24 protein-coding genes are annotated in these 25,647 nt (G+C 42.8%); 10 read left to right on the plus strand and 14 right to left on the minus strand.

Annotated elements, in window-relative coordinates; translation table 11 throughout:
• The first annotated feature begins 29 nt into the window (after nucleotides 1–29).
• Nucleotides 30–1,193 carry a formate-dependent phosphoribosylglycinamide formyltransferase gene (gene purT / locus V7K46_RS00990; protein WP_335110165.1) on the plus strand — a complete coding sequence of 388 codons (1,164 nt, stop codon included), beginning with the start codon at nucleotides 30–32 and terminating at the stop codon, nucleotides 1,191–1,193.
• A 52-nt stretch (nucleotides 1,194–1,245) separates the two neighbouring features.
• Here purT and V7K46_RS00995 read toward each other — a convergent pair whose 3' ends face one another.
• The 3 genes from V7K46_RS00995 to V7K46_RS01005 form a co-directional block, all read right to left on the minus strand.
• Complete coding sequence (locus tag V7K46_RS00995; RefSeq protein WP_335110167.1) at nucleotides 1,246–2,583, minus strand: serine hydrolase; 1,338 nt, start codon at nucleotides 2,581–2,583, stop codon at nucleotides 1,246–1,248.
• 121 nt (nucleotides 2,584–2,704) lie between these two features.
• Complete coding sequence (locus V7K46_RS01000) at nucleotides 2,705–2,926, minus strand: hypothetical protein (RefSeq protein ID WP_335110169.1); 222 nt, start codon at nucleotides 2,924–2,926, stop codon at nucleotides 2,705–2,707.
• 42 nt (nucleotides 2,927–2,968) lie between these two features.
• Nucleotides 2,969–3,169 (minus strand): hypothetical protein, encoded by a 201-nt coding sequence (locus V7K46_RS01005; RefSeq protein ID WP_335110172.1) that lies wholly within the window; start codon nucleotides 3,167–3,169, stop codon nucleotides 2,969–2,971.
• Between the two features lie 345 nt (nucleotides 3,170–3,514).
• Here V7K46_RS01005 and V7K46_RS01010 point away from each other — a divergent pair, with 345 nt between their 5' ends.
• Entirely contained in the window at nucleotides 3,515–3,973 is a 459-nt protein-coding gene (locus V7K46_RS01010; RefSeq protein WP_335110174.1) for a hypothetical protein, read from the plus strand.
• Nucleotides 3,974–4,359: 386 nt separating this feature from the next.
• Here the strand turns inward: V7K46_RS01010 and crtH are convergent, their stop codons facing one another.
• Nucleotides 4,360–5,853, minus strand: a complete 1,494-nt coding sequence (gene crtH, locus V7K46_RS01015) for a carotenoid isomerase (RefSeq protein ID WP_335110176.1) — start codon at nucleotides 5,851–5,853, stop codon at nucleotides 4,360–4,362.
• Nucleotides 5,854–6,130: 277 nt separating this feature from the next.
• Between crtH and upp the strand changes: the two genes are divergently transcribed.
• From upp to V7K46_RS01030, 3 genes are all read left to right on the plus strand, one after another.
• Complete coding sequence (gene upp, locus V7K46_RS01020; RefSeq protein ID WP_335110178.1) at nucleotides 6,131–6,781, plus strand: uracil phosphoribosyltransferase; 651 nt, start codon at nucleotides 6,131–6,133, stop codon at nucleotides 6,779–6,781.
• 76 nt (nucleotides 6,782–6,857) lie between these two features.
• Entirely contained in the window at nucleotides 6,858–7,211 is a 354-nt protein-coding gene (locus V7K46_RS01025) for a hypothetical protein (protein ID WP_298906272.1), read from the plus strand.
• A gap of 127 nt (nucleotides 7,212–7,338) precedes the next feature.
• Nucleotides 7,339–7,602 carry a YggT family protein gene (locus V7K46_RS01030; protein WP_335110182.1) on the plus strand — a complete coding sequence of 88 codons (264 nt, stop codon included), beginning with the start codon at nucleotides 7,339–7,341 and terminating at the stop codon, nucleotides 7,600–7,602.
• A gap of 82 nt (nucleotides 7,603–7,684) precedes the next feature.
• On the opposite strand, the gene V7K46_RS01035 is transcribed toward V7K46_RS01030, so the two are convergent.
• Nucleotides 7,685–8,116, minus strand: coding sequence for a biotin carboxylase (locus tag V7K46_RS01035; RefSeq protein WP_335110184.1), 432 nt, complete (start codon nucleotides 8,114–8,116; stop codon nucleotides 7,685–7,687).
• A 136-nt stretch (nucleotides 8,117–8,252) separates the two neighbouring features.
• Between V7K46_RS01035 and V7K46_RS01040 the strand changes: the two genes are divergently transcribed.
• Complete coding sequence (locus V7K46_RS01040) at nucleotides 8,253–8,861, plus strand: hypothetical protein (RefSeq protein WP_335110186.1); 609 nt, start codon at nucleotides 8,253–8,255, stop codon at nucleotides 8,859–8,861.
• Between the two features lie 565 nt (nucleotides 8,862–9,426).
• Here V7K46_RS01040 and V7K46_RS01045 read toward each other — a convergent pair.
• Nucleotides 9,427–10,629 (minus strand): alpha/beta hydrolase, encoded by a 1,203-nt coding sequence (locus V7K46_RS01045; RefSeq protein WP_335110188.1) that lies wholly within the window; start codon nucleotides 10,627–10,629, stop codon nucleotides 9,427–9,429.
• Nucleotides 10,630–11,062: 433 nt separating this feature from the next.
• A complete protein-coding gene (locus V7K46_RS01050; protein WP_335110190.1) occupies nucleotides 11,063–11,989 on the minus strand; it encodes a shikimate dehydrogenase in 927 nt (308 codons plus the stop codon).
• 83 nt (nucleotides 11,990–12,072) lie between these two features.
• Here V7K46_RS01050 and V7K46_RS01055 point away from each other — a divergent pair, with 83 nt between their 5' ends.
• From V7K46_RS01055 to V7K46_RS01065, 3 genes are all read left to right on the plus strand, one after another.
• Entirely contained in the window at nucleotides 12,073–13,005 is a 933-nt protein-coding gene (locus V7K46_RS01055) for an alpha/beta fold hydrolase (RefSeq protein WP_335110192.1), read from the plus strand.
• Between the two features lie 319 nt (nucleotides 13,006–13,324).
• The gene (locus tag V7K46_RS01060) at nucleotides 13,325–14,065 is read left to right on the plus strand and encodes an RNA methyltransferase (protein ID WP_335110194.1); all 741 of its coding nucleotides are present in this window, start codon (nucleotides 13,325–13,327) and stop codon (nucleotides 14,063–14,065) included.
• A 173-nt stretch (nucleotides 14,066–14,238) separates the two neighbouring features.
• Complete coding sequence (locus V7K46_RS01065) at nucleotides 14,239–15,801, plus strand: serine hydrolase (RefSeq protein ID WP_335110196.1); 1,563 nt, start codon at nucleotides 14,239–14,241, stop codon at nucleotides 15,799–15,801.
• 483 nt (nucleotides 15,802–16,284) lie between these two features.
• On the opposite strand, the gene dprA is transcribed toward V7K46_RS01065, so the two are convergent.
• Nucleotides 16,285–17,400 carry a DNA-processing protein DprA gene (gene dprA, locus V7K46_RS01070; RefSeq protein ID WP_335110198.1) on the minus strand — a complete coding sequence of 372 codons (1,116 nt, stop codon included), beginning with the start codon at nucleotides 17,398–17,400 and terminating at the stop codon, nucleotides 16,285–16,287.
• Nucleotides 17,401–17,641: 241 nt separating this feature from the next.
• Between dprA and V7K46_RS01075 the strand changes: the two genes are divergently transcribed.
• Nucleotides 17,642–18,802, plus strand: a complete 1,161-nt coding sequence (locus tag V7K46_RS01075; RefSeq protein WP_335110302.1) for an alpha/beta hydrolase — start codon at nucleotides 17,642–17,644, stop codon at nucleotides 18,800–18,802.
• Nucleotides 18,803–18,924: 122 nt separating this feature from the next.
• Here the strand turns inward: V7K46_RS01075 and V7K46_RS01080 are convergent, their stop codons facing one another.
• From V7K46_RS01080 to surE, 6 genes are all read right to left on the minus strand, one after another.
• A complete protein-coding gene (locus V7K46_RS01080; RefSeq protein WP_335110200.1) occupies nucleotides 18,925–19,614 on the minus strand; it encodes an ElyC/SanA/YdcF family protein in 690 nt (229 codons plus the stop codon).
• Nucleotides 19,614–20,270 carry a DUF2301 domain-containing membrane protein gene (locus tag V7K46_RS01085; RefSeq protein ID WP_335110202.1) on the minus strand — a complete coding sequence of 219 codons (657 nt, stop codon included), beginning with the start codon at nucleotides 20,268–20,270 and terminating at the stop codon, nucleotides 19,614–19,616. Before V7K46_RS01085 ends, V7K46_RS01080 begins: the two co-directional genes overlap by 1 nt.
• A 738-nt stretch (nucleotides 20,271–21,008) precedes the next feature.
• Nucleotides 21,009–21,917, minus strand: coding sequence for an AAA family ATPase (locus V7K46_RS01090; RefSeq protein WP_335110204.1), 909 nt, complete (start codon nucleotides 21,915–21,917; stop codon nucleotides 21,009–21,011).
• A 180-nt stretch (nucleotides 21,918–22,097) separates the two neighbouring features.
• Nucleotides 22,098–23,198, minus strand: a complete 1,101-nt coding sequence (locus tag V7K46_RS01095; RefSeq protein WP_335110206.1) for a bifunctional riboflavin kinase/FAD synthetase — start codon at nucleotides 23,196–23,198, stop codon at nucleotides 22,098–22,100.
• Nucleotides 23,199–23,599: 401 nt separating this feature from the next.
• On the minus strand, nucleotides 23,600–24,496 hold the full coding sequence (locus V7K46_RS01100) for an MBL fold metallo-hydrolase (RefSeq protein ID WP_335110208.1): 897 nt from the start codon (nucleotides 24,494–24,496) through the stop codon (nucleotides 23,600–23,602).
• Between the two features lie 286 nt (nucleotides 24,497–24,782).
• Nucleotides 24,783–25,580, minus strand: coding sequence for a 5'/3'-nucleotidase SurE (gene surE / locus V7K46_RS01105; protein WP_335110210.1), 798 nt, complete (start codon nucleotides 25,578–25,580; stop codon nucleotides 24,783–24,785).
• Between the last annotated feature and the right edge of the window lie 67 nt (nucleotides 25,581–25,647).

Below are 25,647 nucleotides of genomic sequence, written 5' to 3' on the forward strand. Positions count from 1 at the left end.
ATTAAATTGAGATTGACCTGGATAAGTTAATGAGTATTAAGTTGCCCCAAAAATTGATGTTGCTGGGTTCAGGAGAACTAGGTAAGGAATTTGCGATCGCTGCTCAACGTCTTGGTAATTATGTGATTGCTGTTGACCGTTACGCTAATGCTCCAGCGATGCAAGTTGCTGATGCTTATGAAGTTATTTCTATGCTCAGTGCTGATGATTTAGAAGCTGTAGTGACAAAACATCAGCCAGATATTATTATACCAGAAATTGAAGCAATCAGAACAGAAAAACTGCTCGAATTTGAACAGCGAGGGATTACAGTTATACCGACTGCAGCTGCTACTAACTATACAATGAATCGCGATAGAATTCGGGAACTGGCACATCAAGAATTAGGCATCAGAACGGCTAAATATGGTTATGCAACAACTCTAGAAGAATTGATTGCAGTTTCTGATGAAATTGGGTTTAGTAATGTTGTTAAACCTGTGATGTCATCCTCTGGTAAAGGTCAGTCTGTGGTGCAAGAAAAAAGTGAAGTTGAGAAAGCTTGGAATTATGCGATCGCTAATTCTAGAGGTGACAGTCAAAAGGTGATTGTAGAAGAATTTATTAACTTTGAAATTGAGATAACTTTACTGACAATTAAACAGTGGAATGCACCCACTATTTTCTGTTCTCCTATTGGTCATCGCCAAGAACGAGGCGATTATCAAGAATCGTGGCAACCCGCACTAATTTCTGAAGACAAGATATTAAGAGCAAGAGAAATAGCCATCAAAGTCACTGATGCTTTAGGAGGAGCCGGAATTTTTGGCGTTGAGTTTTTCATTACCAAAGATGAAGTGATTTTTTCCGAACTTTCTCCCAGACCGCACGATACGGGTATGGTGACATTAATCTCACAAAATTTTAATGAATTTGAACTACATTTAAGAGCTATTTTAGACTTGCCAATTCCTCATATAGAACAGCTAGGAGCATCAGCCAGTGCCGTTATTTTAGCTTCCGAAAAATCTGATTCTATTGCTTTTGGTGGTATAGCCGATGCTTTATCAGAAAAAGATGTAGATATTAGATTATTTGGTAAACCTAATGCTCATCCATATCGGCGAATGGGAGTAGCTTTAGCGAAAGGTGTAAATGTCCAAGAGGCTAGAGAAAAAGCTACTAGAGCCGCAAGTAAAATTAAAATTATTTAATTACCGTAGGGACGCACAACTGTGCGTCCTTACCAATATCTATTTTGAACTGTTATCTCGTAGCACTATTAGGCGAATTAACCGCAGCAACTGGATTTGTCTGATTCAGGTAGTTGTAAACAAGTTGGGAAACTTGACGGATAAAGTCTCTTCCCCTCGTGTCTTTATACGGACGTGTGACGAAGATAGCCGCCAGATAACGCTTACCATTTGGCATAGTCACAAATCCTGCATCGCCGATGAGAAACCCGATATCTCCGGTTTTGTTAGCGATGACAGCACCTTTCCCCAAACCTGCGGGTAGCAATGTGTGAATTGTGGTGTGACGCAGAATATCCAAGGCTTGCTCCCGACTCTGTGGAGAAACTAGCTTGTTATTCACAACTAAAGCCAGCACCCGCGCCATATCTTGAGAACTTGTGGTGTTGGTTCCTCTCAAGTCAGCCAAAAGATGCCGAATTACTGTGTCTTTCAGTCCCCAGTTATGGAAGCGCTGATTTAGTCGCGCCGCTCCACCTAAGCGATCGATAATCATGTTGGTGGCAGTATTGTCACTGATGGTTATCATCTTAGTGATGGTTTCCAAAGCTGTATATTTATTGCCAAGTCGCTCATACTGCATAGTTCCAGAACCATTAGTTACTAAGTCACGCCGCATGGTGAGCATTTCATTTAGGCTGACTTTACCAGCATCTAAATCTTGGAAAAAGGCGATGAGAATTGGCAATTTAATCGTACTAGCAGCGGGGAAAACGCGATCGCCTCCAATATCCAAATAATCCCCAGTATCCAAATCCAGGAAAAACATTCCTGTTTTGAGAAAACTATAGCGACTCATCAAGGCTTTAATTTGAGGTTCCAGCACTTTCATCGGTAAATGCATGGGAACCACACCAGCAAAGAGAGTGCTATTATCATTTACTGTTGGAAAAATACTAGGAGTTATTTCCAGAGATTTCGGCTGGGTTGCAGTCAGTGGTACTGGTTTAGGTAACTGCACAGACCAATGATTTGCAGATTCCTCTTGCAGCTTCACCTGTGCTAGGTCGAAGGTATAACCAGCTGCTAAAGTAACTACCATGCGGGTAGTCTCTGCGTTTAACTGCCCGATGCTAATGTCTTTAATTACTAACCCCACTCTTTGACTAGTCTGTGGATATCCTAGTGTAACTCCAGGTAAATCAATTACTAGACGGGTAGGATTGGTAAGTAATTCTACTTTTGGTTGAACATTCTCATCTGTAGTGAAATCCAGATGATTACGATTGCTATCAAAATGCCAATTAGCGATCGCACTAGCTTTGACAGTGGAGCCAAACAGAAACAAGCTTAAGAAGCTGGGTAGAAGCCAGCTAAATTTTAAAATGTTTTCTTTGTGTGTGAGGAGCATCGGTAATCGCTTTGTGTGTGAGGAAGATTCTTGGAAAACAAAAACCGCTCACCATTAAAGCACAATTATGAAAAGTTTTGTAAATATGGAAACACTGCTTTACTGGTCTATACTGCCACCTTTATTTATATTTTTCCTGTACCCCTGACAAGGATGGAAAATGGATGGATTCGCCCATTACAGCAACACGGTTGTAATTCTCTAAAAATCCTGCTTCGTTATTCAGATCGATTTCTCTGGCTGTTTTGCCTTTGACTTGAGTGATTCCGGTCTGTGTCTCAAACGATGGATTCACTTCCAGAAAGCAATCATTGATCAGCGTATTGTGGTTGTCATATAGCATCTGGACGATGCAAAAGCGATCGTTGATTGACTCGAACAGCGATCAATATTTTTCTTCCGACTTACGTAAATCCATTTCAGCGCGGGCGTGTTCGAGTCGCGGGAAAATTCGATTGGTCAGTTCCTGAAACAATTCGATTTCGTCAGAGTGCCAATCGCAGACAGACAGCGAAGCAGCCCACTCTCGGTTGCGGTGAAAAGGCATGGTATCGATTTTGAGCGTGGCGTAAACTTCCACATCCACGTGCGAATCCGTTTGCGTATCGCGGCTGATGACTGTTTCTCCGGCGCGAGCTGCAATGCCACAATTGTGTCACTGAAGGCTTTTATTGCAAAATCCAGAGTAGATATTCGACAGGAATACCACATAAAAAATGAGTGTAATCCTGACACAACATTGACATCATAATGACATATCTAAAAAGTATACAATCAACTATAATTTTAATAATTGCACTGCTCACAAATTTAATATTAATTAATCAAGTATTAACCAAGTAAGTGCTATAAAAGAATTCTTTGTTGCATAAGATATCTCAAATCAGTTCTGACCTACTTAGGTAACTAAAAAAATTAATGTGAGGTGAAAGTGAAAATTCTTAACATATATAAAATTAGTCTAGTTTCGGTATTGTTAGGTACACCCTTATGTGTTTTTCCTCTGAGAATACTTGCACAAACTCCAAATCCAAAACAGCCAGCAGTTATTATCAATAGTGGCTCTACAAATACCTGCAAATATATAATTCACGTATTGCCATCTGGAAAAGCAACTTACACTGTTTGTGACAAAAAAGGTGCAGGTGAAATAAAAGTGAGCACAGCTACGAAATTTTTCAATGATATTTCAGTAGCTAAACCATTGTCAAAATTACCATATAAAGCATGTGCAAAATCTGCTTCATTCGGTACGTCAACTCAAGTCAGGTATCAATGGCAAACTTCTCCAGATATTAGCTGTCCAAGTAATGATTTGAGAGTGACAACTCTGTATAATGACGCTCAAAGCATTCAACAGCAATTGAACTTTTCAACTTCCAAAAATTAACTGTCTGCGTTTGACTTGCAATCTCAATTAAAATACCATCTAAATCTCTGACGTATCCAAACGAGTAATATTCAAACCCCGTCTATTTTGAAACCTGGAGTTTTTAAGGGAAGTGTATTATTCGCTCGTGGCTCGAGTTCTGAGGTTTACCCTAATTCACAAAAACTACGGTTTTCAAGGTAGACGCGGTTTATATCAAATCAAGTTTTTTTTAATCATTTAGTCAATTGTATGTGCTTGTGAATTTGCTGTGACTGCTTCATTTACGAGTTAAAGATTTAGCAATTTGTGCTAGTCTGATTCTTTCAAAAGATACCGCCTGATCATCATGTAGTGGTTACTATAGTAGTCCTAGCTGTTGGTGTAATCACCTTGATTGATGCACGTTAAAATCCTAAATCTACAGCAATGCGGTGGGCGCAAGCAAACCCAGAAAAAGCGACTGCATTCAATCCTTGACCCGGAAAGGTACTATCCCCTACACAATAAAGTCCTGGAATAGCTGTGCGATTAAAGGGCATCTTCAATAACCCCCACAACTTGCGTCGGGGAATTGGTCCATATGTGCCATCCTCACGACCCAAAAAGCGGCGATGGGTGCGGGGTGTGCCTACCTCCAGATAATCCAATCCTGCATCTAAGCCGGGAAAAATCTTCTCTAGACGGTCAATAATTCGCCCAGCAGCCTCTTCTTTCTTCGCTTCATACTCACTCACAGAAAGTTCTTGCCAATCATCAATCCAGTGAGGCGTGAAGGCATGAATGATATGATATCCACTTGGTGCTAAATCTGGGTCAAGCAATGTGGGAATCGAAACAAAAACTGTGCCTTCTGCTGCTGTCATCTTTTCCCAATCTTCTAGCAAAATATGGTGGCACTCTGTCCCCGCAGGTAAAACTGACTCTTTTACCCCGATGTGCAAACTCAAGAAGCTTGGAGATTTTTGATAATTTTGTTGCCACTTTTTCTCATTAAATGGCATTTCTTCTGCTGGTAGTAATTGTTCAAATGTATTCCAGCGTGTAGCGTTAGAAACTATGCGTTTACCCCGATATACTTTACCATTAGCCAGTTGCACACCTACCGCTTTTCCCTGTTCTGTGAGAATTTTCGTGACTCTAGCTTGGTATTGAATCTTACCTCCAGCTTTCTCTAGACCTTCCACCAGTTTTTGGGCAATTTGTCCCACTCCGCCTTTAGGATAGTTTACTCCGCCATAATGCCTGTCAGAAAAGACCATCCCAGCATTAATCATTGGTGTCATATCCGATGGAACCACTGACCAGCAATAACATTCCATATCGATAAATTTCAATAATTGCGGGTCTTTAATGTAGCGCCGCGCCACGTCCCCGGCATTTTGGGGCAGATACTTAACTAAACCGAGACACGCCAAAGGATGCTGGAAAAATACCCGCAGTAGATACCGAGGTTCTTCTAGCGACAACAAATCCATGCTGTTGAGGCACTTGAATACTTTTTGGCATTCGTCATAAAAGCGACGAATTCCCTGTTCTTCATGGCGAAAATGAGCAGTAAGATTTTGCAAAAATTTTTCATAAACCCGGTCAACCTTCAGGTTTAAACCTTGGGGTAGGTGATAGTGAATTTGCACCGGATCTGCGATCGCTTCTTGGCTGACATTTACAGCTGATAATGCACGGGTGAGTAAGTTAGTAGTACCATTTTGTCCCAGTCCAAAAATCATTGATGCCCCAACATCAAATCGATAGCCTTGGCGTTCAAAATAACCGGCGCTCCCACCTGGAATCAAATAACGTTCCAGCACCAGCACTTTCGCTCCCTTCGCCGCTAACTGGGTCGCTGTTACTAATCCGCCAATACCAGACCCAATCACGATCGCATCAATATCTTGCATTTTTGTCTTTTGTCACTAGTCCTTTGTTTATTTTCCAATACCCAATGACAAAAAAGAGGGACGAGTCTGCTGCTGCTGACTAATCCCGTCTGCCGATCCTTAAAAGAGAGGAGAACACTGTAGAACAATATAGCCTTGATTGAGAATAGATGTCAACTAGTAATGAAAAGTTTTATCAATAAAATTAAGAGTGTTAATTTTAGGTGTCAGCCGGATACAGGAAAGAGTATTATGGTGTTTCAGTTTTCATATAATAAAAAGGTGCCAAATTCTGACTATGACGCTACAATTGCGTGTTTATGTTCCACCCCATCCCCTGATCAAACACTGGCTGGCAGTTGCCCGTGATGCAGGCACGCCTTCAGTATTATTTCGCAGTGCCATGACTGAGTTGGGTAGATGGCTAACTTATGAAGCTGTGCGAGACTGGTTGCCGACTCAAGAAACAGCGGTGCAGAGTCCCTTGGATACTTGTCCAGCAACTGTGATTGATCCACAAGTGCCTATGGCGGTAGTGCCGATTCTGCGGGCTGGACTAGGATTACTTGAGGGAGCGCAGACTTTACTACCTTTGGCATCGATTTACCATCTTGGCTTGGCACGAGATGAAGAGACACTGCAACCTCATTGTTATCTGAACAAGTTACCAGAAAAATTTCACCCCGAAACACTAGTGTTAATTACCGATCCAATGTTGGCAACAGGAGGGTCGATAATGGCTGCAATGGCAGAATTGACACAACGAGGTGCTGATCCAGCCCTAATACGGATTGTTTGTGTAGTGGCGGCTCCACCAGCTTTGCAAAAACTGAGTGCAGCTTATCCAGGTTTAATAGTTTACACGGCGACTATTGACGAAACAGTTAATAGTAAGGGGTATATTGTACCAGGATTGGGAGATGCAGGCGATCGCATCTTTGGGACTTAAGCTAGTATGCAGCTAGGGCAGGAAAATAGCATAACTACTGTATAAAGTTGCAAGCTTTGTTGAAGGCGGTAAAGATATGAGTCAGCGAGATGGTTTTGGCAGTGGTTTTGTAGCAGGGGCGTTTGTCGGTGGTGTATTTGGCGGTGTCATCGGGGCACTGATTGCTTCTCGACGCGATCCCCAATTGATAGCACAGGAGGACATAGAACTGACAGATAGCCAAGCCGAAGCTAGGAAAATAGCAGCTAGGCGGCGTCAGATGAAAGCTTCCGAAAATGAGAATATCGGCATAGAAACGGCCCGGCGATCGCTAGAAGATAAAATTGCCCAGCTAAATGCCACAATTGATGAAGTGCGAAAGCAACTAGGTAGTGTGAATGGTGGTTCACCGGAAGCAACCAATGACCGCTCCCTCACTAAGGAGTCCTGAAATTCGTTCAGGCGTGGTGAAAATGTCTTCTGTGGTAAATGTGGAATCGGCAAACACCATGACATGGACTAAATTAAAATTAAAAGATAAGACCGCGTTTGACACTTAGTAGGAAACCAACAAATCCATGTACCTTCTGATTACCACTCTGGCTACTTTCATCCAGATTTATACTGCTTTGCTAATTATTCGGGTTTTATTAACCTGGTTCCCGACAATTAACTGGTATAACCAGCCATTTTCTGCTTTGAGCCAGATAACTGACCCTTATCTGGATTTGTTCCGGCGAATTATTCCCCCATTGGGTGGTATGGATTTTTCTCCAATGTTAGCGATTATACTGCTTCAATTTGTAGGTGGTTTGATAGGTGGTCTGCCAGCTTACACATAAAGCAGAATTTGCAGTTTGCTCAAGGTTCAATTAAAAGATTTTCAGTCTGGGCTAACTAGCCTAGACTGATTTAATTTATCTCTTAACGCCGGACTTGACCGCTAAATCCCGCTGCTTTAAACTGCTTCAGCTTCAATGGAGTAGGCTGATTGGCAGGCACAGAAATTCTCAATTCAAAATCGCTAATACCTGGTGGAACTTCAGGAATAGAACCTAAGCGAGTGCGATTTTGCATCACCGAGTCATTGTTGGCATCATAGATGCGTCCAAAAATATCTGCGTCGTAAGCTGTTTTATTAGTAGCATTTTCTGCTTTGCCAATGACAATAAAGCAATTAGCAGCCGCGCTACCACTACTGCTCACAGCCCCTTGTGCTAGTTCTGGTGGACAATCTTTATAAGAAACATCAAATAATTTAATCTGTGTCAACGCTACAGCAGGGGGAGTGATCACCCACGATAGAAAGGTGATGAGACAGGAAATAAAAACAACCGTGAGTGACCGCAACCGCATACAAGACCCCGTGACTTAATCCAACAATATGTAACTTATAGCCTCAGCTTACCTGATTTTAAGTACAACAGGATTGAAGACTTTAATTTAACCTTTGTAATAATTAGGAAAATAAACTCTTAATTGCTATTAACTTATGACTCCAGATGAGATTGAAGCAGCTATGTTCGCAGCCTTTAATGATTGTAATGCAGCAAGCTGTCCTCTCACTGACACGCAGAAACAGATATTACTGCAAGTGGTCGAGCAAATTCAGGGAAATACCTCTGGGGCGTCAGGTATTGCTAATCCCTTAGACGAACTAAATCCAGAGGAGTTAGAAGTATTTTTACAGTTTGTTAAGGATGAAGAACAACTTAACCGCACTTGGAAAGTGCAATTACTCAACGACTGGTTACTGGAAAATGATTCTGGAAGAGTACAATTTATCCGGCAACGCTATGGTTTACAGTGGCTGAATCGTGTTGAGTCATACCATTTTGATAAGTATTCTTATTTTGAGGATGCACTAAAGTTAAGAGTAGGCGATCGCATTGAAGTTTCCAATGCACTATGGGAATGGGTGCAAGAGGATGGCCCTTGTAAGCCCGAATGGTTTCCCTGTATGGTGATCAAAGTCGAGGAGATTAGCAACGGCGATGATTCCTCTACTAACTGCGTCGTCCGCTTCTTCAACGGCGCTGAGTATGAAATTCAAGGAATGTACGAATGGAATCGCTATAATTGGCGCTGGCCTCAGAAGTAGTGCTGTACATGGATAGCGGGGCGTTTAGCCCGTGCTGAGTTTTAAGGACTTCTAAGAAAAATAAATTATCCAAATAAACGTAGACGCGCAGCGGCTTGCCGCAGGCTACCACAGAGACACAGAGAAGCCAGTGCGTTGGGCGGGTTCCCCGACTTGAAGCAACTGGCGCGACACAGAGAGAGGAGAAATGAGAGGGTTTTTGCGTCAGTTTTGGGACATTTTTTTATTGGGAAGTCCCTTAATACTCGTGAATGAGTCTTTGATACTCATTAATCAGACTCAGAACTCCATTCATCCACCTTTGAACTCCGTTGATGAGTCTTTGATACTCGTTCATCCACCTTTGAACTCCGTTCATCCACCTTTAATACTCGTTCATCCACCTTTGAACTCCGTTGATGAGTCTTTAATACTCGTGAATGAGTTTTTATGCTCTGACTGCTGCTATAGCGGTTCTCATTTACGTAAGGTACACCCGTAGGGGCACGGCAGTGCCGTGCCCCTACACCTGGCGATATAATGTTGTACCGTATCTGAATGGGAACCGCTATATATATTGATGAAATTATTGCTTAAACAACGCCCAAGCCAAAAACCTTTCGGTATAATACAACGCTAATTGATTGCTCACACCGTTGAAAACGGCATCAAAAGCGTGTTCTGCCCAAGGAATTTCTAAAAAAACCGCAGTATTACCAGAGTTATGTAAACGTTCATACATCTGTCTGCCAAATCGCGCTTCTACCAAATGGTCACGACTGCCGTAAATTAATAAAGTTGGCGGTAAAGGGTGTGTTAGATAATTTATTGGTGAAGCAATTTGATACTGATTAGGCAATTCTTCTAAAGAACCACCGAGAAATGCTTTTAAAACAGCGCGGGTGTTGATAGGATCGGGAACTGGCGGTGTTTTGTATCCTTCAGGTAAGTTAACAGGCCCGTAATAGTTAACCACACCACGAATAGGTGGTGCATCTGGTTGATAAGCCGCTAGCATTGCTAGGTGCGCTCCCGCAGAACGTCCTAAAAGTACCATCCGTTCTGGATCGGCTTCATATTCCGCTGCATGTTTGCGAATAAAATTTAGGGCTGTACGCACGTCATCTAACTGAGTTGGAAACCTATATTTAGGTGCGTGTCGATAGTCAATCGCAAATACTGTATATCCACGATTAGCAATATATTGATTAAACTCAGAATTGGCATGAGGATTGCCATATTGCCAAGCTCCACCATAAATTACTACGACTGCTGGATATTTCCCTACCTCTGGAGGTTGGTAAACTTCCATTTTTAAAGGCACTCCCGCAGGAGAAGCAAAGAGAATATCTGTTTTATGACGCGTTTTACCTAATGCAATACCCCTGAAGGAATTAACTAAGTTAAAGGGATGGGTTTGCATCTTAGCCCTTACTTGGACTGGAATTTGCTCTAGATAATTTGCTCCTAATCCTTGTTTCATTGCTTTATCCATCTGCATTTGAGTCAGTGGGATATTCACTAGCACCCATCCACAAATTAGCAATCCTATCAAACTGAAAATGCAAGCTAAACGCTGTAGTTTATGGCGACGAATGTAGAAAAAAGCAAGTGATAAAGAGAGCAAATTTAATAACAATAACCAAGGACTGATTTCTGGCGCTCCCACTGCTAAGGTGAGTAAAAACATATTTGGAGCCGGAAGAAGAATCCAAGAACTAAGAAATAAACTTGCAAAACTTAGTAATAATGCAAGCCATGATAAAAGTATTTTTGGTTTAGCAAACATAAATTAAAGTGCGGTAATAAGGACTCCAAAGAAGTACAATTTATCTGCCAATGCTCCGGTTGGCAATAGTTAAATCATGTCGAGTCATATTACTTTAATAAGTATTCTTACTTTAAGGGACTTCCAAGAAATAAATTATCAAAATAAACGAACCACAGAGACACAGAGAAGCCAGTGCGTTGGGCGGGTTCCCCGACTTGAAGCAACTGGCGCGACACAGAGAAAGGAAAAATGAGAGGGTTTTTGCGTCAGTTTTGGGACATTTTTTTATTTGGAAGTCCCTAAGGATGCACTAAAGCTGAGATTAAGCGATCGCATTCAACTTTTCAATGCCCTGTAGGAATGAGTACAAGAAAATGAACCCTGTGTACGGGAATGCTTTGCCTTGAAAGCCAGAAATACTAGAGAATTGGTGCATTAGTTTTGGAATACCTTATTTCCCTAAACCCAGGTGATTTAGTAATGCTTGGCGCATCACTTCTACAGGTATTTCCTGCTGCAACCAAATTTTTAAGGCTGCTACCCCTTGTTGAACTAGCATTTCTAATCCATCGATCGCAATTGCGCCTTGTTTTTCAGCTTGCTCTAGAAATTGCGTCGGTTTAGGGATATATATTAAATCGTAAGCGATCGCACCCGTTGGTAAATTCGCTATTTCCTCTCCACTCAAAGGCGACTCATCAACCTTGGGATACATACCTATGGGGGTTGTGTTTACCAGCAGATTAGCTTGGGGAATTAGCTTTGAAAGTTCCTCCCATTGATCAACTTGTAAATTCTCACTTATGGGTGAATTGCTCCAACTCTTGGCAAATTCTTCTAATCTCTGCATATTACGCCCAACAACATGAATTTTGGCAAAACCTAGTTGGTGACAACCTGCTACAACTGCCCTGGCTGCGCCACCATTGCCTAAAATTACCGCCACTTTCTGACTCCAATCCTGCTTATACGTTGTCTGCAAAGGAGCGATAAATCCTTCTATATCTGTGTTTGTCCCCACCCATTTGTTATTTTGGCGGCTAACAGTATTCACTGCGCCGATAGTTTGAGCCAGGGGTGTAATTTCTGAAAGCAGGGGCATGATTGCCTGTTTGTGAGGTATTGTCACATTAAAACCGACAACACCAATAGCGGCGAAACCTGCGATCGCTATCTCTAAATTCTCTGGTGCTATGGGAAAGGGGAGATAAACGTAATCTAACCCTAAATGAGCGATGTCTTCTCTACGAGAGGCTTCGCCAACGACGAGCTGGGCTAACGCTGCATTATGCATGATTGGCGATAGCGAATGTTCCACCGGATGTCCAATTACACCCAGCAGTTGAGTTTTACCTGTAATTAATCTTTCTTTAGTCATTAGTTATTTCTACCTCATCTCCCCCGACTCTCTTGTTCCACTAGCCTACAATTATTAGAAGCTACTTAACATTTCTTATGATTATGCAGGCAACTACAGCCTCCTCTACAACCCCAATTCCTGGTAAATATTGGCAGTGGCGCGGGCACAACGTTTACTATGTGCGTGCGGGAGAAAAACAATCGCAACGTCCGCCCTTGCTTTTGGTACATGGATTTGGTGCTTCCACAGACCACTGGCGCAAGAATATCACCGGATTGTGTCAAAATTTTGAAGTATTTGCGATCGACCTTTTGGGATTCGGGCGATCGGCAAAACCAAAATTGCAGTATAGCGGCGACTTGTGGCGCGATCAACTCCATGATTTTATCAAAGAAGTAATTGGTCAAAAAGCAGTATTAGCGGGTAATTCTCTTGGTGGCTATGCTAGCTTGTGTGTTGCAGCACAACGTCCTGACAGTGCGGCTGGTTTAGTGTTACTCAATAGTGCCGGCCCTTTTAGCGAAAGCCAACCTAAATCTGAGCCTGAAGCTTTACAATCAGAAATTCAGCCACCTAAACAACCCGCTACTTTGCAGAAACTTCTCGGTGACAGTACTAAGTGGATTTTTCAACAACCTTTAGCCCAATCTCTGTTATTTCAATACGTGCGACAACGTTGGGTAATTCGCCAAACTCTAGAAAAAGTTTATCTTGACAAGAGTGCGATTACAGACCAGTTGGTAGAAGAAATTTCTCGCCCTGCTTACGATTCGGGTGCAATGGAAGTATTTGTGTCAGTCTTTAGCACTCCTCAAGGGGAAAAAGTTGATGTGCTACTAAAGCAATTAACTTGTCCTCTGTTGATGTTGTGGGGAGAAGCTGACCCTTGGATGAATGCTAGAGAACGTTCCCAAAAGTTTCGTCAATATTATCCTAAACTCACAGAACATTTCCTAACAGCCGGTCATTGCCCCCATGATGAAGTACCTGATAGAGTAAACCAACTTTTAGGCGATTGGGTTTTGTCTATCTAAATTGCTAAAAAATCTCTTTCAACTCGCATCCACAAATATTAAGTATAGGATGCGAGTTGCACGGAGATAGCAACGCCGCAAGTGAAGTGCGATTTGTTCAGTCGAAACCGAGCAATCAGGGGATGACTGGCTTATACAGGGTAATCCATGAGGATTGAGTTCGCACTTTAATCTTTTGTAGATGACAACTTTATAACCTTAGTCGATTTCATGTATCAGATACACAGCTAAAATGATTTAAAGGAAACTCTTCAGCAGAACATCCAATGCTGAGAATTAGCCTGTAAGTATTATCTGGTGCGATCGCAGGAGGCAAAAAATGGGCTTGGCTGGATTAAGAATTGTGTTGGTAGAGCCAGCTGGGCCGATAAATGTCGGGGCGATCGCCAGAGTTATGAAAAATTTCGGAATACATCATTTAGTATTAGTAAATCCCCAATGCGATCCGCTATCAGTGGAAGCTTTGAAGATGGCTGTTCATGCTAAGGAAATTTTAGAATCTGCGGTATTAGTAGCGACATTACCAGAAGCATTGCACGGATGTGTACGGGCGATCGCTACTACTGGTCGCGTTCGGAGTTGGGAAATACCCTTAGAAAAACCCCGCACTGCACTACCCTGGTTACTGGAGGAACCAGAAAAACCCGCAGCCCTGATTTTTGGCAGGGAAGACCGGGGATTAAGCAATGAAGAATTAAATTATGCACAAAGGTTTGTTGGCATTCCTACAAGTCCAAATTATGTAGCCCTGAATTTAGCTACCGCCGTAGCAATCTGCTGTTATGAATTGTCACAATGCGTAGAACAACCGGATACTCAGACCTTACCCCAAACAGAACTTGCATCCTTAGATATAGTGGAAGCATATTACCAGCAATTAGAATCATTATTATTGAAAATTGGTTATGTGTATCCACATACGGCAGCTAGTCGCATGGAAAAATTTCGCCAACTATATAATCGCGCTCACCTAAAAACAGGGGAAGTAGCCATGCTGCGAGGGATTTTGCAGCAGGTAGAATGGGCGCTTAAAAACCAGAGGGATGGTGAAAACTTGTAATTATTCGTTTAATATGTACGCAATCATCCTCCCAAAATAATTAAGATGGCTTATATAAACACAAAAATGCTACTTAGTGGCAAAGTTGAATTTGAGTATTAATATTGCTTAAAGATTAAGTTTTGGGTCAGGAGTCTGCAATAAAAAAGCCTAGTGGGTCACAAGGAGTAACGGTGTCAGATTCAAGTGACGAATTAACAGCTTTCTCGCGGCGTCAACCCTTAAATGGCCGCCAGCGTCCACAAAAGGTTCAAAAAGTGGTACAGAAGAAAGTGAAAGTTAAGAGCCAGAAGCAGCAAGGTGCTACTGGCAAAGAAGTGGCGCAAACACGCCCAAAAGATCAGAGCAGTCCTCCCCCAATCCCTACTGCTACACGCAGGGTAAAATCGGGGTTAGTCATGCCAGCAGCAGTAAAACCAATACCTAGTGTGAAGGGGAATCCTCCCTTTCGACCAGGTGCTGTGATGGTCAAAACAGTGCAAATGGAAAAGCCAAAAAGAGGTCGGCGATCATCACGGAAAACGCGATTAAAGCCAATGGCCAAAACCATGTTGTATGTTGTGCGGTTGTTAATTGTAGGTGTGGGTATGGGTGCAATTGTTGGCACAGTGTTGTCAGTATTAGACCCGGCTAATCGCATCGGCACAAATTCGGCGACGCAATCTAATAGTAATGTGGCGCGATCGCAGCCACAACCTACCCAAACTCCCCCAGCCCCAGGTTCGAGCCTATACTTATCCCAAGAAATTATCCCTCTGAAAAATGCCGTGCAAAATTTGGCGGCGACCAACCCAAATCTTACACCCGGAGTTTTCTTGGTAGATTTGGATACTGGTAATTATGTAGATGTCAATGGCTCCGCCAGTTTTCCAGCAGCTAGCACAATTAAACTGCCGATTTTGCTTGCCTTTTTCCAGGATGTGGACGCGGGGAAAATTCGCCTGGATGAAATGCTGACCATGCAACAGGATATGATAGCTGGCGGTTCTGGAAATCTGCAATACAAACCAGCCGGAACCCAGTCCGCCGCTCTGGAAGTCGCCACTAAAATGATTACAATTAGCGACAACACAGCGACAAATATGCTGATTGCCCGACTGGGAGGGATGGAAGCTTTAAACCAGCGTTTCCGGAACTGGGGATTGACAAACACAATAATTCATAATCAACTCCCAGATTTGGAAGGGACAAACACCACTAGTCCGAAGGAATTGGGGAATTTGATGGCGATTGTAAGTCAGGGAAATTTAGTGAGTATGCCATCACGCGATCTCATGCTCGATATCTTGCGTCGCACTCAGAAAGACACTCTGCTACCATCGGGTTTGGGAACAGGCGCGAGAATATACCACAAAACAGGCGATATAGGCACAATGTTAGCAGATACAGGTTTAGTTGCTTTGCCAACTGGCAAGCGCTACATAGCTGCGGTCATGGTACAACGCCCTAATAACGACCCTCGCGCCGAAAAACTGATTAGCTCAATTTCTAGTGCTGCCTACCAAGAGTTTAGCCAAAATGCTGTTACACCCAACAGTACCACAAGCACTATACCCGCAAATGGTTATCAGCCCTCTGTTGTGAGTCCGGCTTTACCCAACGGTACGACAGGCATTGTACCCATGAGCGTTTATCAGCCCCCTATTGTGAGTCCTGTACCCAACAGCATGGGAGGTATGCCGGCAAATGGTTATCAATCTCCAGTTATGAATCCGCAATATTATCCCCAAAGATAATTCATAATTCATAATTAAAAATGGTTTTATTCCTCTTTCTTTCGTAAAATCCCCCACGCCGTAAGGTGGATCTGTAACTAGTGCATGAATGCTATTTTCTGGTATTCGACTTAGCCACTCGAAACAATCTATGTGCAAAATAACAGATTTACCTATATTTTCTACTTTGTATTAAAAGCCCATTAATTCATACTTTTAAGTAGTTTGTATTGATATAAAAACTGTATTTTTATATCAATACAGTTCAGTTAAGCATTTCTTTCTTCTCTTCCTTCTCTTCCTTTGCGTCCTTCTCTACGAGACGCTACGCGAATGCGTCCTTCTCTAACGAGACGCTGCGCGATTGCGGTTCGTTAAAAATTGACTTTGATAAAGACTTAAGCCTTAAGCCAAGCGTATTGATTTTTATATTCCTATAAATCTCAGGATAAAATTGCTAAAAACAAAGTTAAAAAACTCAACTATACTGTTCTCTTTTAACTCTTAACTTTTTTGATACCGCATTCCTGGTAGCTGCGAAACTAAACCCATAAGTTCCAACTCTAACAAAGCACCGGAAACAGAGCCAGCAGCCATGCCGGTTTGTTGGATAATAAAATCGAAGGGTAAAGCATCACTAGCAAGTGCATCCATTACCGTTTGCAATTCTGGCGACAAAGTTGGCATTAACTGTTCTGGTGCTGTGGAAGCCTTGACTCCATCAATTTGTGGTATTGCTCCTAGCATTGTTAACAGTTCATCTAGTTCCTTAAGAATGAAAGTTGCTCCCTGACTCAGTAACTTTAAACACCCTTGGGATGGATGATCATCCAGTCTCCCAGGCAGTGCATAGACATCTCTACCAAATTCATTTGCGTAGGTAGCTGTTATTAAAGCACCAGATTTTAACGGGGCTTCCATTACCAGGATAGCGCGGCTTAAACCTGCAATAATTCGGTTGCGGCGGGGAAAGTGCGTGCGATCGGGTGGGGTTTTCGTGGGGTACTCACTAACGACTAACCCAGCCGTCAAAATTTGCTTATACAAATCGCGATTTTTATGTGGATAGATGACATCTACACCAGTTCCCAAAACTGCGATCGTGCGTCCACCTGCTTTCATGGCGGCGATGTGGCTTTCTGTGTCAATTCCCTCTGCCATACCAGAAACAACTGTAAAGCCATTTTTAGCCAAAGCTGTACTAATTTGGCGAGTCCAACGAATGCCGTATTCTGAGGGTTGGCGTGTTCCGACAATTCCAACCATCGGTTTTTGTCCAAGATTTTCTTGGAGTTCGACTTCACCGCGATAGTATAAAATCGGCGGTGGACTTGGAGTTTCCAGCAGTAAGCGGGGATAATCTGCATCTGCTGGTGTCCAGAAATGGGAATTTTCCTGCTGGTGCTTGGTGAATAGTTGTTCTGGGTGCAAACGCGATCGCTGTTGTACTACTTTTTCTAGTGTTTGAAAACCAAAACCCTCTACCTCTCCTAACTGTACCTTGGTAGCGTTCCAAGCTGTTCCCAACGTGCCAAAATGCTGTTGCAGCCGCCGCAGTAATACCGGGCCAATTCCAGAAATTTGCGTCCAAGCTAGCCAATATGCACCTTCTTCTACCACGGTTCTATCCTCACGCCTACTTGATTGAGTATTCCCAAATTAGGTTTAGCTGTTGATATAAAAAGGGAGTGGGGGAGATGGGGAAGTTTCTTAAAACATGGAAGTTGAGCCTTTGAGGGTGAAAGTTCAGCCTTTAAGGGTGGAAGTTCAGCCTTTAACTATTAAATATTGACTCTTGGCTCTTGACTCTTGACTCTTGACCATTGACTATTAACTGTTGACTATTCCACTATCTTCTGTAATGAAATATTTCTATCGTCTTTTAATATGCCTATCCGGGTGCTTAATATTTTTACTGCTGCATAGTGGCTTTGGTTTGTTGCCGAGTTTGGCCGCTGAAAAGATTGTTGCCAGGTACGGATTGTTTGAGCAATCGCTCCCAGTGGCAGATATACGCAAGTATGCCGAGACGCAAAAGGTTTCTGGCGATTTGCAATCTTTCTTAGGTTACCTCAGCGCTAAGGATAAACAGAAGTTCCAAGATGCTCTTCAGGTGAAAATGTCTCTTGATATTGCGGCTTTAGATAAGCTGATAAATACAGGAATAGGCAAGCAAATTTTATCTTTTGCTTCCCAAGCGACTGTCTTTCCGATACGCTCCCCGATCGCCCGTCGTGATCAAGGCAGTATACAAGCCCTACGAGCTGCTATTATCTTAGGAGCAAAATCACCAGAAGGTTTAGGAATAACCAGCTTTCTAGAAGCCTATCCCAGTAATCAACTAGTCTTTGACGTGTCAAAAATTTCCAAGCTAGTCAGCATGGCAAATGCATCTTCTGGTTCTGCTGATGCACCACCAAAGGACAATGTAAGTTCTTCACCCTTAGGGCAAATTGCACTGCAATATCAGATACTTGCTGCTCAAGGTAAACAGTTCTCAGGTTGCTTATTCGGTGATTCTATTTCGGCTGAACTTGGTAATACCCTTGGGAATGGTACTTTTAATTTTGGGTTAAATGGTCTGAGTACAATTTCATTACTGGAACAACTGAAAAGTTTAATTCCTACCAAACTTAAATGCGAAAAAGCAATTATTGCCATAGGTGGAAATGATGCTTGGTATGGAATTAGTGATCAATTATTTAGCAAAAATCTGCAAGAGGCGATCGCACTTATCCGCACAATGGAAACTAAAGAGATTTTTCTGATTCCAGCTTTTTATTCAACAGTTGCAGCAAGCTTAGATCCAACTGTAGCAGCCCCACTTTCTAGAGTTGAACAAATTAATGTTCTAATTAATCAAGTTTCTGAAACAGAAAAAGTGCCAGTTGCAGCAGCAGGACTAGCACCATTGTATGAAAATAATGTTCTTAAAGAGAATTTGACGAGCGATGGTGACCATCTGAATGCAGAGGGTCTAAAAATTTATCGACAAGCATTATTACAAATTCTTGGTAAGTAATATGATGTCCGTCAAATTGCCCATCTAAAATCACTCCACCAAAGTTACGTTTTATTCAACATAATTAGTAATTCGTAATTCGTAAATAAAAATTAAAAATTACGAATTACTAATTATCAGTTTTAGGCTTTCCAATTCAAAAACCGCGCATAAATATAAGCGATCCCTTCATCAAGAATTGTCCGCACGCCTTGGCTATAACCCCACCATTCATTTGGATCATAATCTTGTGTTTTGGCAGCAATCGCACCAACTTTAATATTAGGGGTAAGTAGTTTTTTGAACAACAACCAACTCCTACGGGTGTGAACATCTAAGGAAAAAATATTAATTGATTGTAGCTGTAAATTTGAATTGGATAGCCAGCGCTTAAATTCGACAGCAGATGCATAACTGCGATCCTTAATTACCACAGGTGTCGGAACAGCTACCACCTTGTCTGATTCTAAACCGAGTTTCTTGAAGGTGGCGGCTGACACTTCTGCAAAGTTCTTGTATTCACTAAGATAATTTCCTTTTTCTATTGTGCCTCCTGTGGTAATTACTAGATGATAAGAACCGGTTTTAAATTCAGTCAAAGCTTCTTCTATTGCGTAATCAGGCAGCCATCCTTCAACGACTAATACTTCTGCTGATTTCATAGGGGAAGTCACGGCGAGAAATGAGTGTACATGAGTAATAGTGAAAAATATTAAATAAGCAATCAAAGCGATTGCAATCGCCCACCCCTGAGCCGTAAGTATCCACATTTCTTGGCGTTTTATTAGTTTGATTTTTGGAAATTTTTGACGCCGACGATTTTTTGTCTGCATTAAACCTTAGCTAAACGTTGTTCTTTCAAGTAAGTAAATACAGACTTATCTCCAATATCAGCAGGAATTGCTTGCACTGTCTTTCGCAGCGCAAACACCAAAAACAACGTCGCCCAAATTCCTAATAAAACATTTTCCCCCTGAGTTGGTAGAATTCCCACCAAATGTCCTAACAACAGTAGCGGTACTGTTAGGGTTAATACTTTGGTTTCCAGGCGATTGAAGCAAAAAGCCTCTTTAAAATAAATACCTGTCAAAGCAACGAAGATAAAACCAACTCCAAATAAGGTAACAGGCTGATTGTAAATAGTGAGAGCCAAAGGTTCACTACTAGAGATTGCCAGAATCACTGATGCTATACTACCGATCGCCCAAAAAATTTGCAACATTCGGTGCAATGATGCCATGTAAATATGAATGGTAAATAAACTTACACCAAGAGCGAGACTAAAACAAGCATATAGAGGTGTAAGTGCGGTAAAAACAGTCGGGTTATTGTTGAGCAAAACTAAAGCACTGCCTATGGCAAAGCTCAGTGCTGCTACTAATAACCCAGCCCGATAAATAATTACACCAGTGCGATCGCTCTGAGTAATTGTAAATTCCCCAAACTGACCTTGATAAACTTTTGGTACAGATAGTGTTTGCGTAGTCATATTCAAGAATATAGTTATGATTCTCTAGTAGAGTACACCAAGAAATTGCTCAAGAGTTACTCTTTTTATTATGGGTAATAAAACTAACTTAGTGTCACAATCCCTAAATTTTTAAGCAATTTTTGTCGGGTGGGCACTGCCTACCGTGCGCTCAAACCCTTATTTTTAGGTTATGTGCAGTGCCCAACGCCAGTTGCTCTAGTTGGGGAAACCCTAGATGCAGTCTCTACGCTTTAGATTCACTACAAGAGACACATTTCTTAAGAGATGAAACCTTGGCGATCGTTATCATCTAACCCGCACCGAATAAAACTCAGTTTCTGCCGAGAACAGTGCTCCAAAGTCAGGTGCTAAATAATTAGGGGTATAAATCACCTATTTAATAGTACAACCCCGATAGCGTACCCCTACGGGGAAGCAAGCTACGCGCAGCGTCTCTAAGAGTTGCGTTAGCGAGTCTTGCCTACGGCACGCTGGGGCGAACGAGCGTCATAGCCCGCACAACTCTTGGAGACGCTCTTGCTAGCAAGATCCCCGTAAGGGTACGGACTGGTTACTTTGCGCTCAGTACAAGTGCGCTCACCACCCGCTCAGTAACCACCGCAGGCATCGCAGCCAAATAGCTATTTTTATTGATAATATAGCTACATAACTGAGAATTAAAACCCGATCTAACTTTGGAGCATTGCTCCCGTTTCTACCTATTTAAGAGACTTTTTCTCACGTTGAACTCAAGTCTTAAGGAATAGAAACCGATCGCAATAACCGCTCAACAACAGTTCTGGCGTTGCGTCCTCCTCTAGGGATGAGGCGATGGCAAAGAACGTGGGGGACGAGAAATTTCACATCGTCGGGAATGACATAATCACGCCCTAATAGAAAAGCTAGCGCTTGGGCAGCCCGTTGTAATGCTAATGTGCCACGCGGACTGACACCAAGGGCTATTTCCTCATCTTGGCGTGTTGCCCGTACCAATTCGAGGATGTACTGTTGCAAGGAGGTTGCCACTTTTACTTGAGAGCAGAAGTAACGCAATTCCTGTACTTCTGCCAAGGTAATACAAGGCTGCAAATCAGCAACCTTTACACCATTTTGGAAATTTTGCAGCATCTGGAGTTCTTCTGCCTCGGAAGGATAGCCCAAACTCAGCGACAACATAAATCGATCCATTTGTGCTTCCGGCAGGGGAAAAGTACCTTGATACTCGATAGGGTTTTGAGTGGCAATAACAAAGAAGGGCTGGGGAACTGCACGAGAGACACCATCGACTGTTACCTGATGCTCTTCCATGACTTCCAGTAAAGCTGACTGAGTGCGGGGTGTAGCACGGTTGATTTCATCAGTTAGGAGGATATTCGCAAAGACTGGCCCAGGAAGAAAAGTAAATTCACCGCTTTTTGGGTTCCAGATGTTGGTGCCAGTGATATCAGTTGGCAGTAAATCAGGGGTGCATTGTAGCCGTTGAAACTTGCCATCCAGAGAACGAGCTAGGGATTTAGCGAGCAGGGTTTTACCAACGCCAGGGACATCTTCTAGGAGGGCATGACCACCACCTAGCAGAGCTACTAGCACCAAGCGTATTGCCTCAGTTTTACCAACGATGGTAAGAGCCAGATTTTGTGTTAAAACGTCAATTTTTTCTCTCATGCAGTGCGGGGAGTGGGGAATAGGGAATGGGTAATGGAGACTGGGGACTGGATTATTCCCAATGCCCAATTTCCCTAAATACATTGTTCCCACTCCTAACCCCTAACTCCTGTACAGACGCGATTAATCGCGTCTGTACTCCTAACTCCTGTACAGACGCGATTAATCGCGTCTCTACTCCTAACTTTGCGCTCCAGCACTCAAAACTTCTTTAGCAACAATACAGTCAAGTTGAATTTGTGTTTTCAGAGCTTCTAGAGAAGAAAATTTTTGTTCAGGGCGCAAAAATTTAACTAGCTGCACAGCCAGTTTTTTACCATATAAATCACCAGACCAATCGAATAAATGTACTTCTGCAGATGAATAAGTACCGTTTACAGTTGGGCGGTTACCGAGATTCATTATGCCCAAGCTCTCACTAGGAGTAGCATCTGATGTTTCACTGAGAGTGAAAACGCGGACAGCGTAAACTCCTTGGTGGGGCAAGAACTTTTCTTTTGGTAGTTGGAGGTTGGCAGTGGGAAAGCCAATGGTTCTGCCTAATTGTTGACCTTGAACGACAACACCAATGAGAGTGTAGGGGCGTCCTAGTAGAAGATTTGCGTTTTCGATGTCGCCGTGCTCAAGGGTTTGGCGGATCAATGAAGTGCTAATGCGGGCATCTTGAGTCGGAGTAGTACTGACGCAATTGCTTTGGGTGGGCGAGTCACCTGTATAAGTTTGTAAAGGAACAATGGTAACGGGGATATTGTGCTTGGCGGCGATTAATTGCAAATCCTTGGCAGTACCACTACGCTTTTCGCCAAAACAAAAATCTTCCCCTATACTAATTTGCTGGCATCGCAGTTGTTGCACGAGAATTCTTTGTACGAATTCTTCGGGTGTCAAGGCAGATAATTCTTTGTCAAAGGGTAGTAGTACCAGTTGTTCTACCCCAAGCGATCGCAATTGTTGGACTTTTTCATCCAGTGGTGTTAACAAAGTCCGGGGTTGCCCCGTAAAAAACTCCTGTGGATGGGGGTCAAAGGTGACAACTGTTGAGTAGGTATATTCTTTATTTGTCAATTGTCCGTTGTCAGTTGTTAGTTGTTGATTTTCCTTTGACTGCGGACTAGTGGCTACTGACAAGTGACCACCAGCGTGCAAGACTGGTTGAATTACCCTTTGATGACCAAGATGAACACCATCAAACTTGCCAAGGGCAACAGCAGTAGGCATTAGCAGCCCTTCGCTCGAAGAAGCAACCCACATAGAACACCCATTTTTAGACAAATTTAGCACGTGGATTCTGAGATTTTAGGTTTATTTTAGCTATCAGCAGGAAGCTACCTTATGGTAAACCGCCTTGAGGAGGACAGCTTTTGTAGACGATCTGAACTTCCACCAACTGCCCATGAGGTCTTATGCTATCAGCCAGGGTGTTAATCTCACTCCTTTTAACTATCAGCCAAAAGCCTAGTTTCGTGTTGAGACTGCAACAAGGTTTTATCCTCCCATCAGCCGCAAGAGAGGGCGTCTGTAAGTATCTGGGCTGTGTTGGTGCTATAAAGTGTGTCCTCCTGTTGTCGCTCCTATTCTGTGGTCGGCGCTGTCTCACCATGCAGCCAACAAGTACGCTCTCGCGCTGAAAGCTTCTGATCACCAATCTAATCTAAAATCTCCAATTCCTCTGATCGCAATCTTTAGGTAGAAAACTTACTAACAGGAAAAGATTCTGATAAAGAAACTGAGGTGGGAACCTGGAGTACGATTCCTTCCCGTGCCATGATAGCCCCAGGAAATTCCGCAGATGCTTGTTTCCCTATATGATCTAAAAAGTCGTCATTGTGCGCGGGGTCGTGGTGGTAAATCGCCAGAGTTTTGACGTTAGCAGCTTGTGCCACTTTCACTGCTTCTTGCCAGGTAGAATGTCCCCAGCCAATTTTTGGGGTTTTTGGGCTATGGTATTCTTCGTCTGTATAGGTGGAATCGTAAATCAAAATGTCAGCATTACGAGCTAGCCACAGCACATTGTCATCGAGTCGGTCGGGAAAATGCTCGGTATCAGTAATATAAGCAGCAGCACCACCACGCCAGTTGACGCGGTATCCTACGGCTTCACCTGGGTGGTTTAAAGGTGCTGTTTCTACAGTAACGTCATCGATGTGTATTGGTTGCCCCGGTCGAATGTCATAGAAATTTAAATTGGCTTGCATAATCTGCAAGGGTACAGGAAAGTTCGGGTGCAACATCTGGTCATTGAGGCGCTGTTCTATGCTAGAGCCATCAGGAGCGATCGCGCCGTAGATATGAAAGTTATTCCCCTTCACAAATCCTGGGGTAAAGAAGGGAAAACCCTGCATGTGATCCCAGTGAGAGTGAGTAAAAAATATATGAGCTTCTAACGGCATTTGGCACAACAAAGATTGCCCCAAAACATGTAGTCCCGTGCCAGCATCGAAAATTAAGCGTTTATCGCCCGCTTGCATTGATATGCAAGGGGTATTACCGCCGTAACGAACGGTGTGTGGCCCTGGACTGGGGATGCTGCCGCGAACGCCCCAAAATTGTACGGTAAACTGGTTCTCTATCCTAGACATGGGTGTTGCTTGCTGGACTGAGCGGGCGATAAATTAAAAATTGCTACTTATTTTGTCTAAGTTTATGCTGTCTCACCGATTTTGGTAGAGGAAGGATTTCTTGGTAAAACAGCATACCCTGTTTCTGGCTAATTGTGTAAATGTGGATAAAATACTCTCAAGTAAAATTATCAATTTCTTGGGATGGATGTGTATCAGTTATTTCAAGAGCGCCCCTACGTTATAGCCTACATTTTTCTGTGATGCATTTGAATAACCCCAGTTTTATCCTGATTAATCAAATGATTCACGAAAACTTGAATTCCAACTCAGACAATTTATCTAGTCCAGTTACGTAAGTAAGATTATATTGTAACGGGGTAATACTGATATAGTTTTTACGGACAACGTACACGTCTGTAGGTACATTTTGAGGCAGATTTAATCCGGTTGGAGGTTCTACTTCCTCAATTACCTCTCCGGTTAACCAGTAGTACGTTTTTCCACGAGGATCAACTCGTTTATCAAACACATCAATGTAACGCCGCACTCCTTGACGGGTAAGAGTAACTCCGGCAATTTCTTCCCACTTAACAGCAGGAATATTGACGTTGAGTAGCATCAAATCTGGCAGCGGTTTTTGGGCTAACTGGTCTACGAGAATTTTGGCAAACTTAGCAGCAGGTTGAAAGTCTTTAGATGTGTGACTAATAAGACTTAGCGCTACACTGGGAATGCCTTCAATTAGACCTTCCATTGCCGCCGAAACAGTGCCGGAATACAAGATTTCAGTTCCCAAATTCGCACCTTGATTAATGCCAGAGAGAACCAAATCAGGGGGACTATCTAGCAAAGCCCACAGCGCCAATTTGACGCAATCTGAAGGTGTACCATCGCAAGCCCAAGCTTTGACAGCAGGATGAAAAATCTCTTCAACAATTTCGGCGCGAATTGGTTGGTGTAGAGTTAATCCATGTCCAGTTGCTGATCGCTCTCGATCTGGGCAAACTACACTCACATCATGACCTGCCTCTGCCAAGTAGTTGGCTAGGGTACGGATACCCAAGGCAGAAATGCCGTCATCGTTGCTAATTAGTAATTTCATAGTCATTGGTCATTGGTCATTAATTATTAGTTATTTGTTATTAGCCATTTGTCAATGTCGGAGGTCA

Source organism: Nostoc sp., from assembly GCF_036917395.1.
Lineage (GTDB): Bacteria > Cyanobacteriota > Cyanobacteriia > Cyanobacteriales > Nostocaceae > Nostoc.

Bases quoted from the DNA above. Each gene is read 5' to 3' on its own strand.
- purT (WP_335110165.1), top strand. From the start codon at position 30: ATGAGTATTAAGTTGCCCCAAAAATTGATGTTGCTGGGTTCAGGAGAA.
- V7K46_RS00995 (WP_335110167.1), bottom strand. From the start codon at position 2,583: ATGCTCCTCACACACAAAGAAAACATTTTAAAATTTAGCTGGCTTCTA.
- V7K46_RS01000 (WP_335110169.1), bottom strand. From the start codon at position 2,926: ATGCTATATGACAACCACAATACGCTGATCAATGATTGCTTTCTGGAA.
- crtH (WP_335110176.1), bottom strand. From the start codon at position 5,853: ATGCAAGATATTGATGCGATCGTGATTGGGTCTGGTATTGGCGGATTA.
- upp (WP_335110178.1), top strand. From the start codon at position 6,131: ATGACGCTACAATTGCGTGTTTATGTTCCACCCCATCCCCTGATCAAA.
- V7K46_RS01025 (WP_298906272.1), top strand. From the start codon at position 6,858: ATGAGTCAGCGAGATGGTTTTGGCAGTGGTTTTGTAGCAGGGGCGTTT.
- V7K46_RS01030 (WP_335110182.1), top strand. From the start codon at position 7,339: ATGTACCTTCTGATTACCACTCTGGCTACTTTCATCCAGATTTATACT.
- V7K46_RS01035 (WP_335110184.1), bottom strand. From the start codon at position 8,116: ATGCGGTTGCGGTCACTCACGGTTGTTTTTATTTCCTGTCTCATCACC.
- V7K46_RS01040 (WP_335110186.1), top strand. From the start codon at position 8,253: ATGACTCCAGATGAGATTGAAGCAGCTATGTTCGCAGCCTTTAATGAT.
- V7K46_RS01045 (WP_335110188.1), bottom strand. From the start codon at position 10,629: ATGTTTGCTAAACCAAAAATACTTTTATCATGGCTTGCATTATTACTA.
- V7K46_RS01050 (WP_335110190.1), bottom strand. From the start codon at position 11,989: ATGACTAAAGAAAGATTAATTACAGGTAAAACTCAACTGCTGGGTGTA.
- V7K46_RS01055 (WP_335110192.1), top strand. From the start codon at position 12,073: ATGCAGGCAACTACAGCCTCCTCTACAACCCCAATTCCTGGTAAATAT.
- V7K46_RS01060 (WP_335110194.1), top strand. From the start codon at position 13,325: ATGGGCTTGGCTGGATTAAGAATTGTGTTGGTAGAGCCAGCTGGGCCG.
- V7K46_RS01075 (WP_335110302.1), top strand. From the start codon at position 17,642: ATGAAATATTTCTATCGTCTTTTAATATGCCTATCCGGGTGCTTAATA.
- V7K46_RS01080 (WP_335110200.1), bottom strand. From the start codon at position 19,614: ATGCAGACAAAAAATCGTCGGCGTCAAAAATTTCCAAAAATCAAACTA.
- V7K46_RS01085 (WP_335110202.1), bottom strand. From the start codon at position 20,270: ATGACTACGCAAACACTATCTGTACCAAAAGTTTATCAAGGTCAGTTT.
- V7K46_RS01090 (WP_335110204.1), bottom strand. From the start codon at position 21,917: ATGAGAGAAAAAATTGACGTTTTAACACAAAATCTGGCTCTTACCATC.
- V7K46_RS01100 (WP_335110208.1), bottom strand. From the start codon at position 24,496: ATGTCTAGGATAGAGAACCAGTTTACCGTACAATTTTGGGGCGTTCGC.
- surE (WP_335110210.1), bottom strand. From the start codon at position 25,580: ATGAAATTACTAATTAGCAACGATGACGGCATTTCTGCCTTGGGTATC.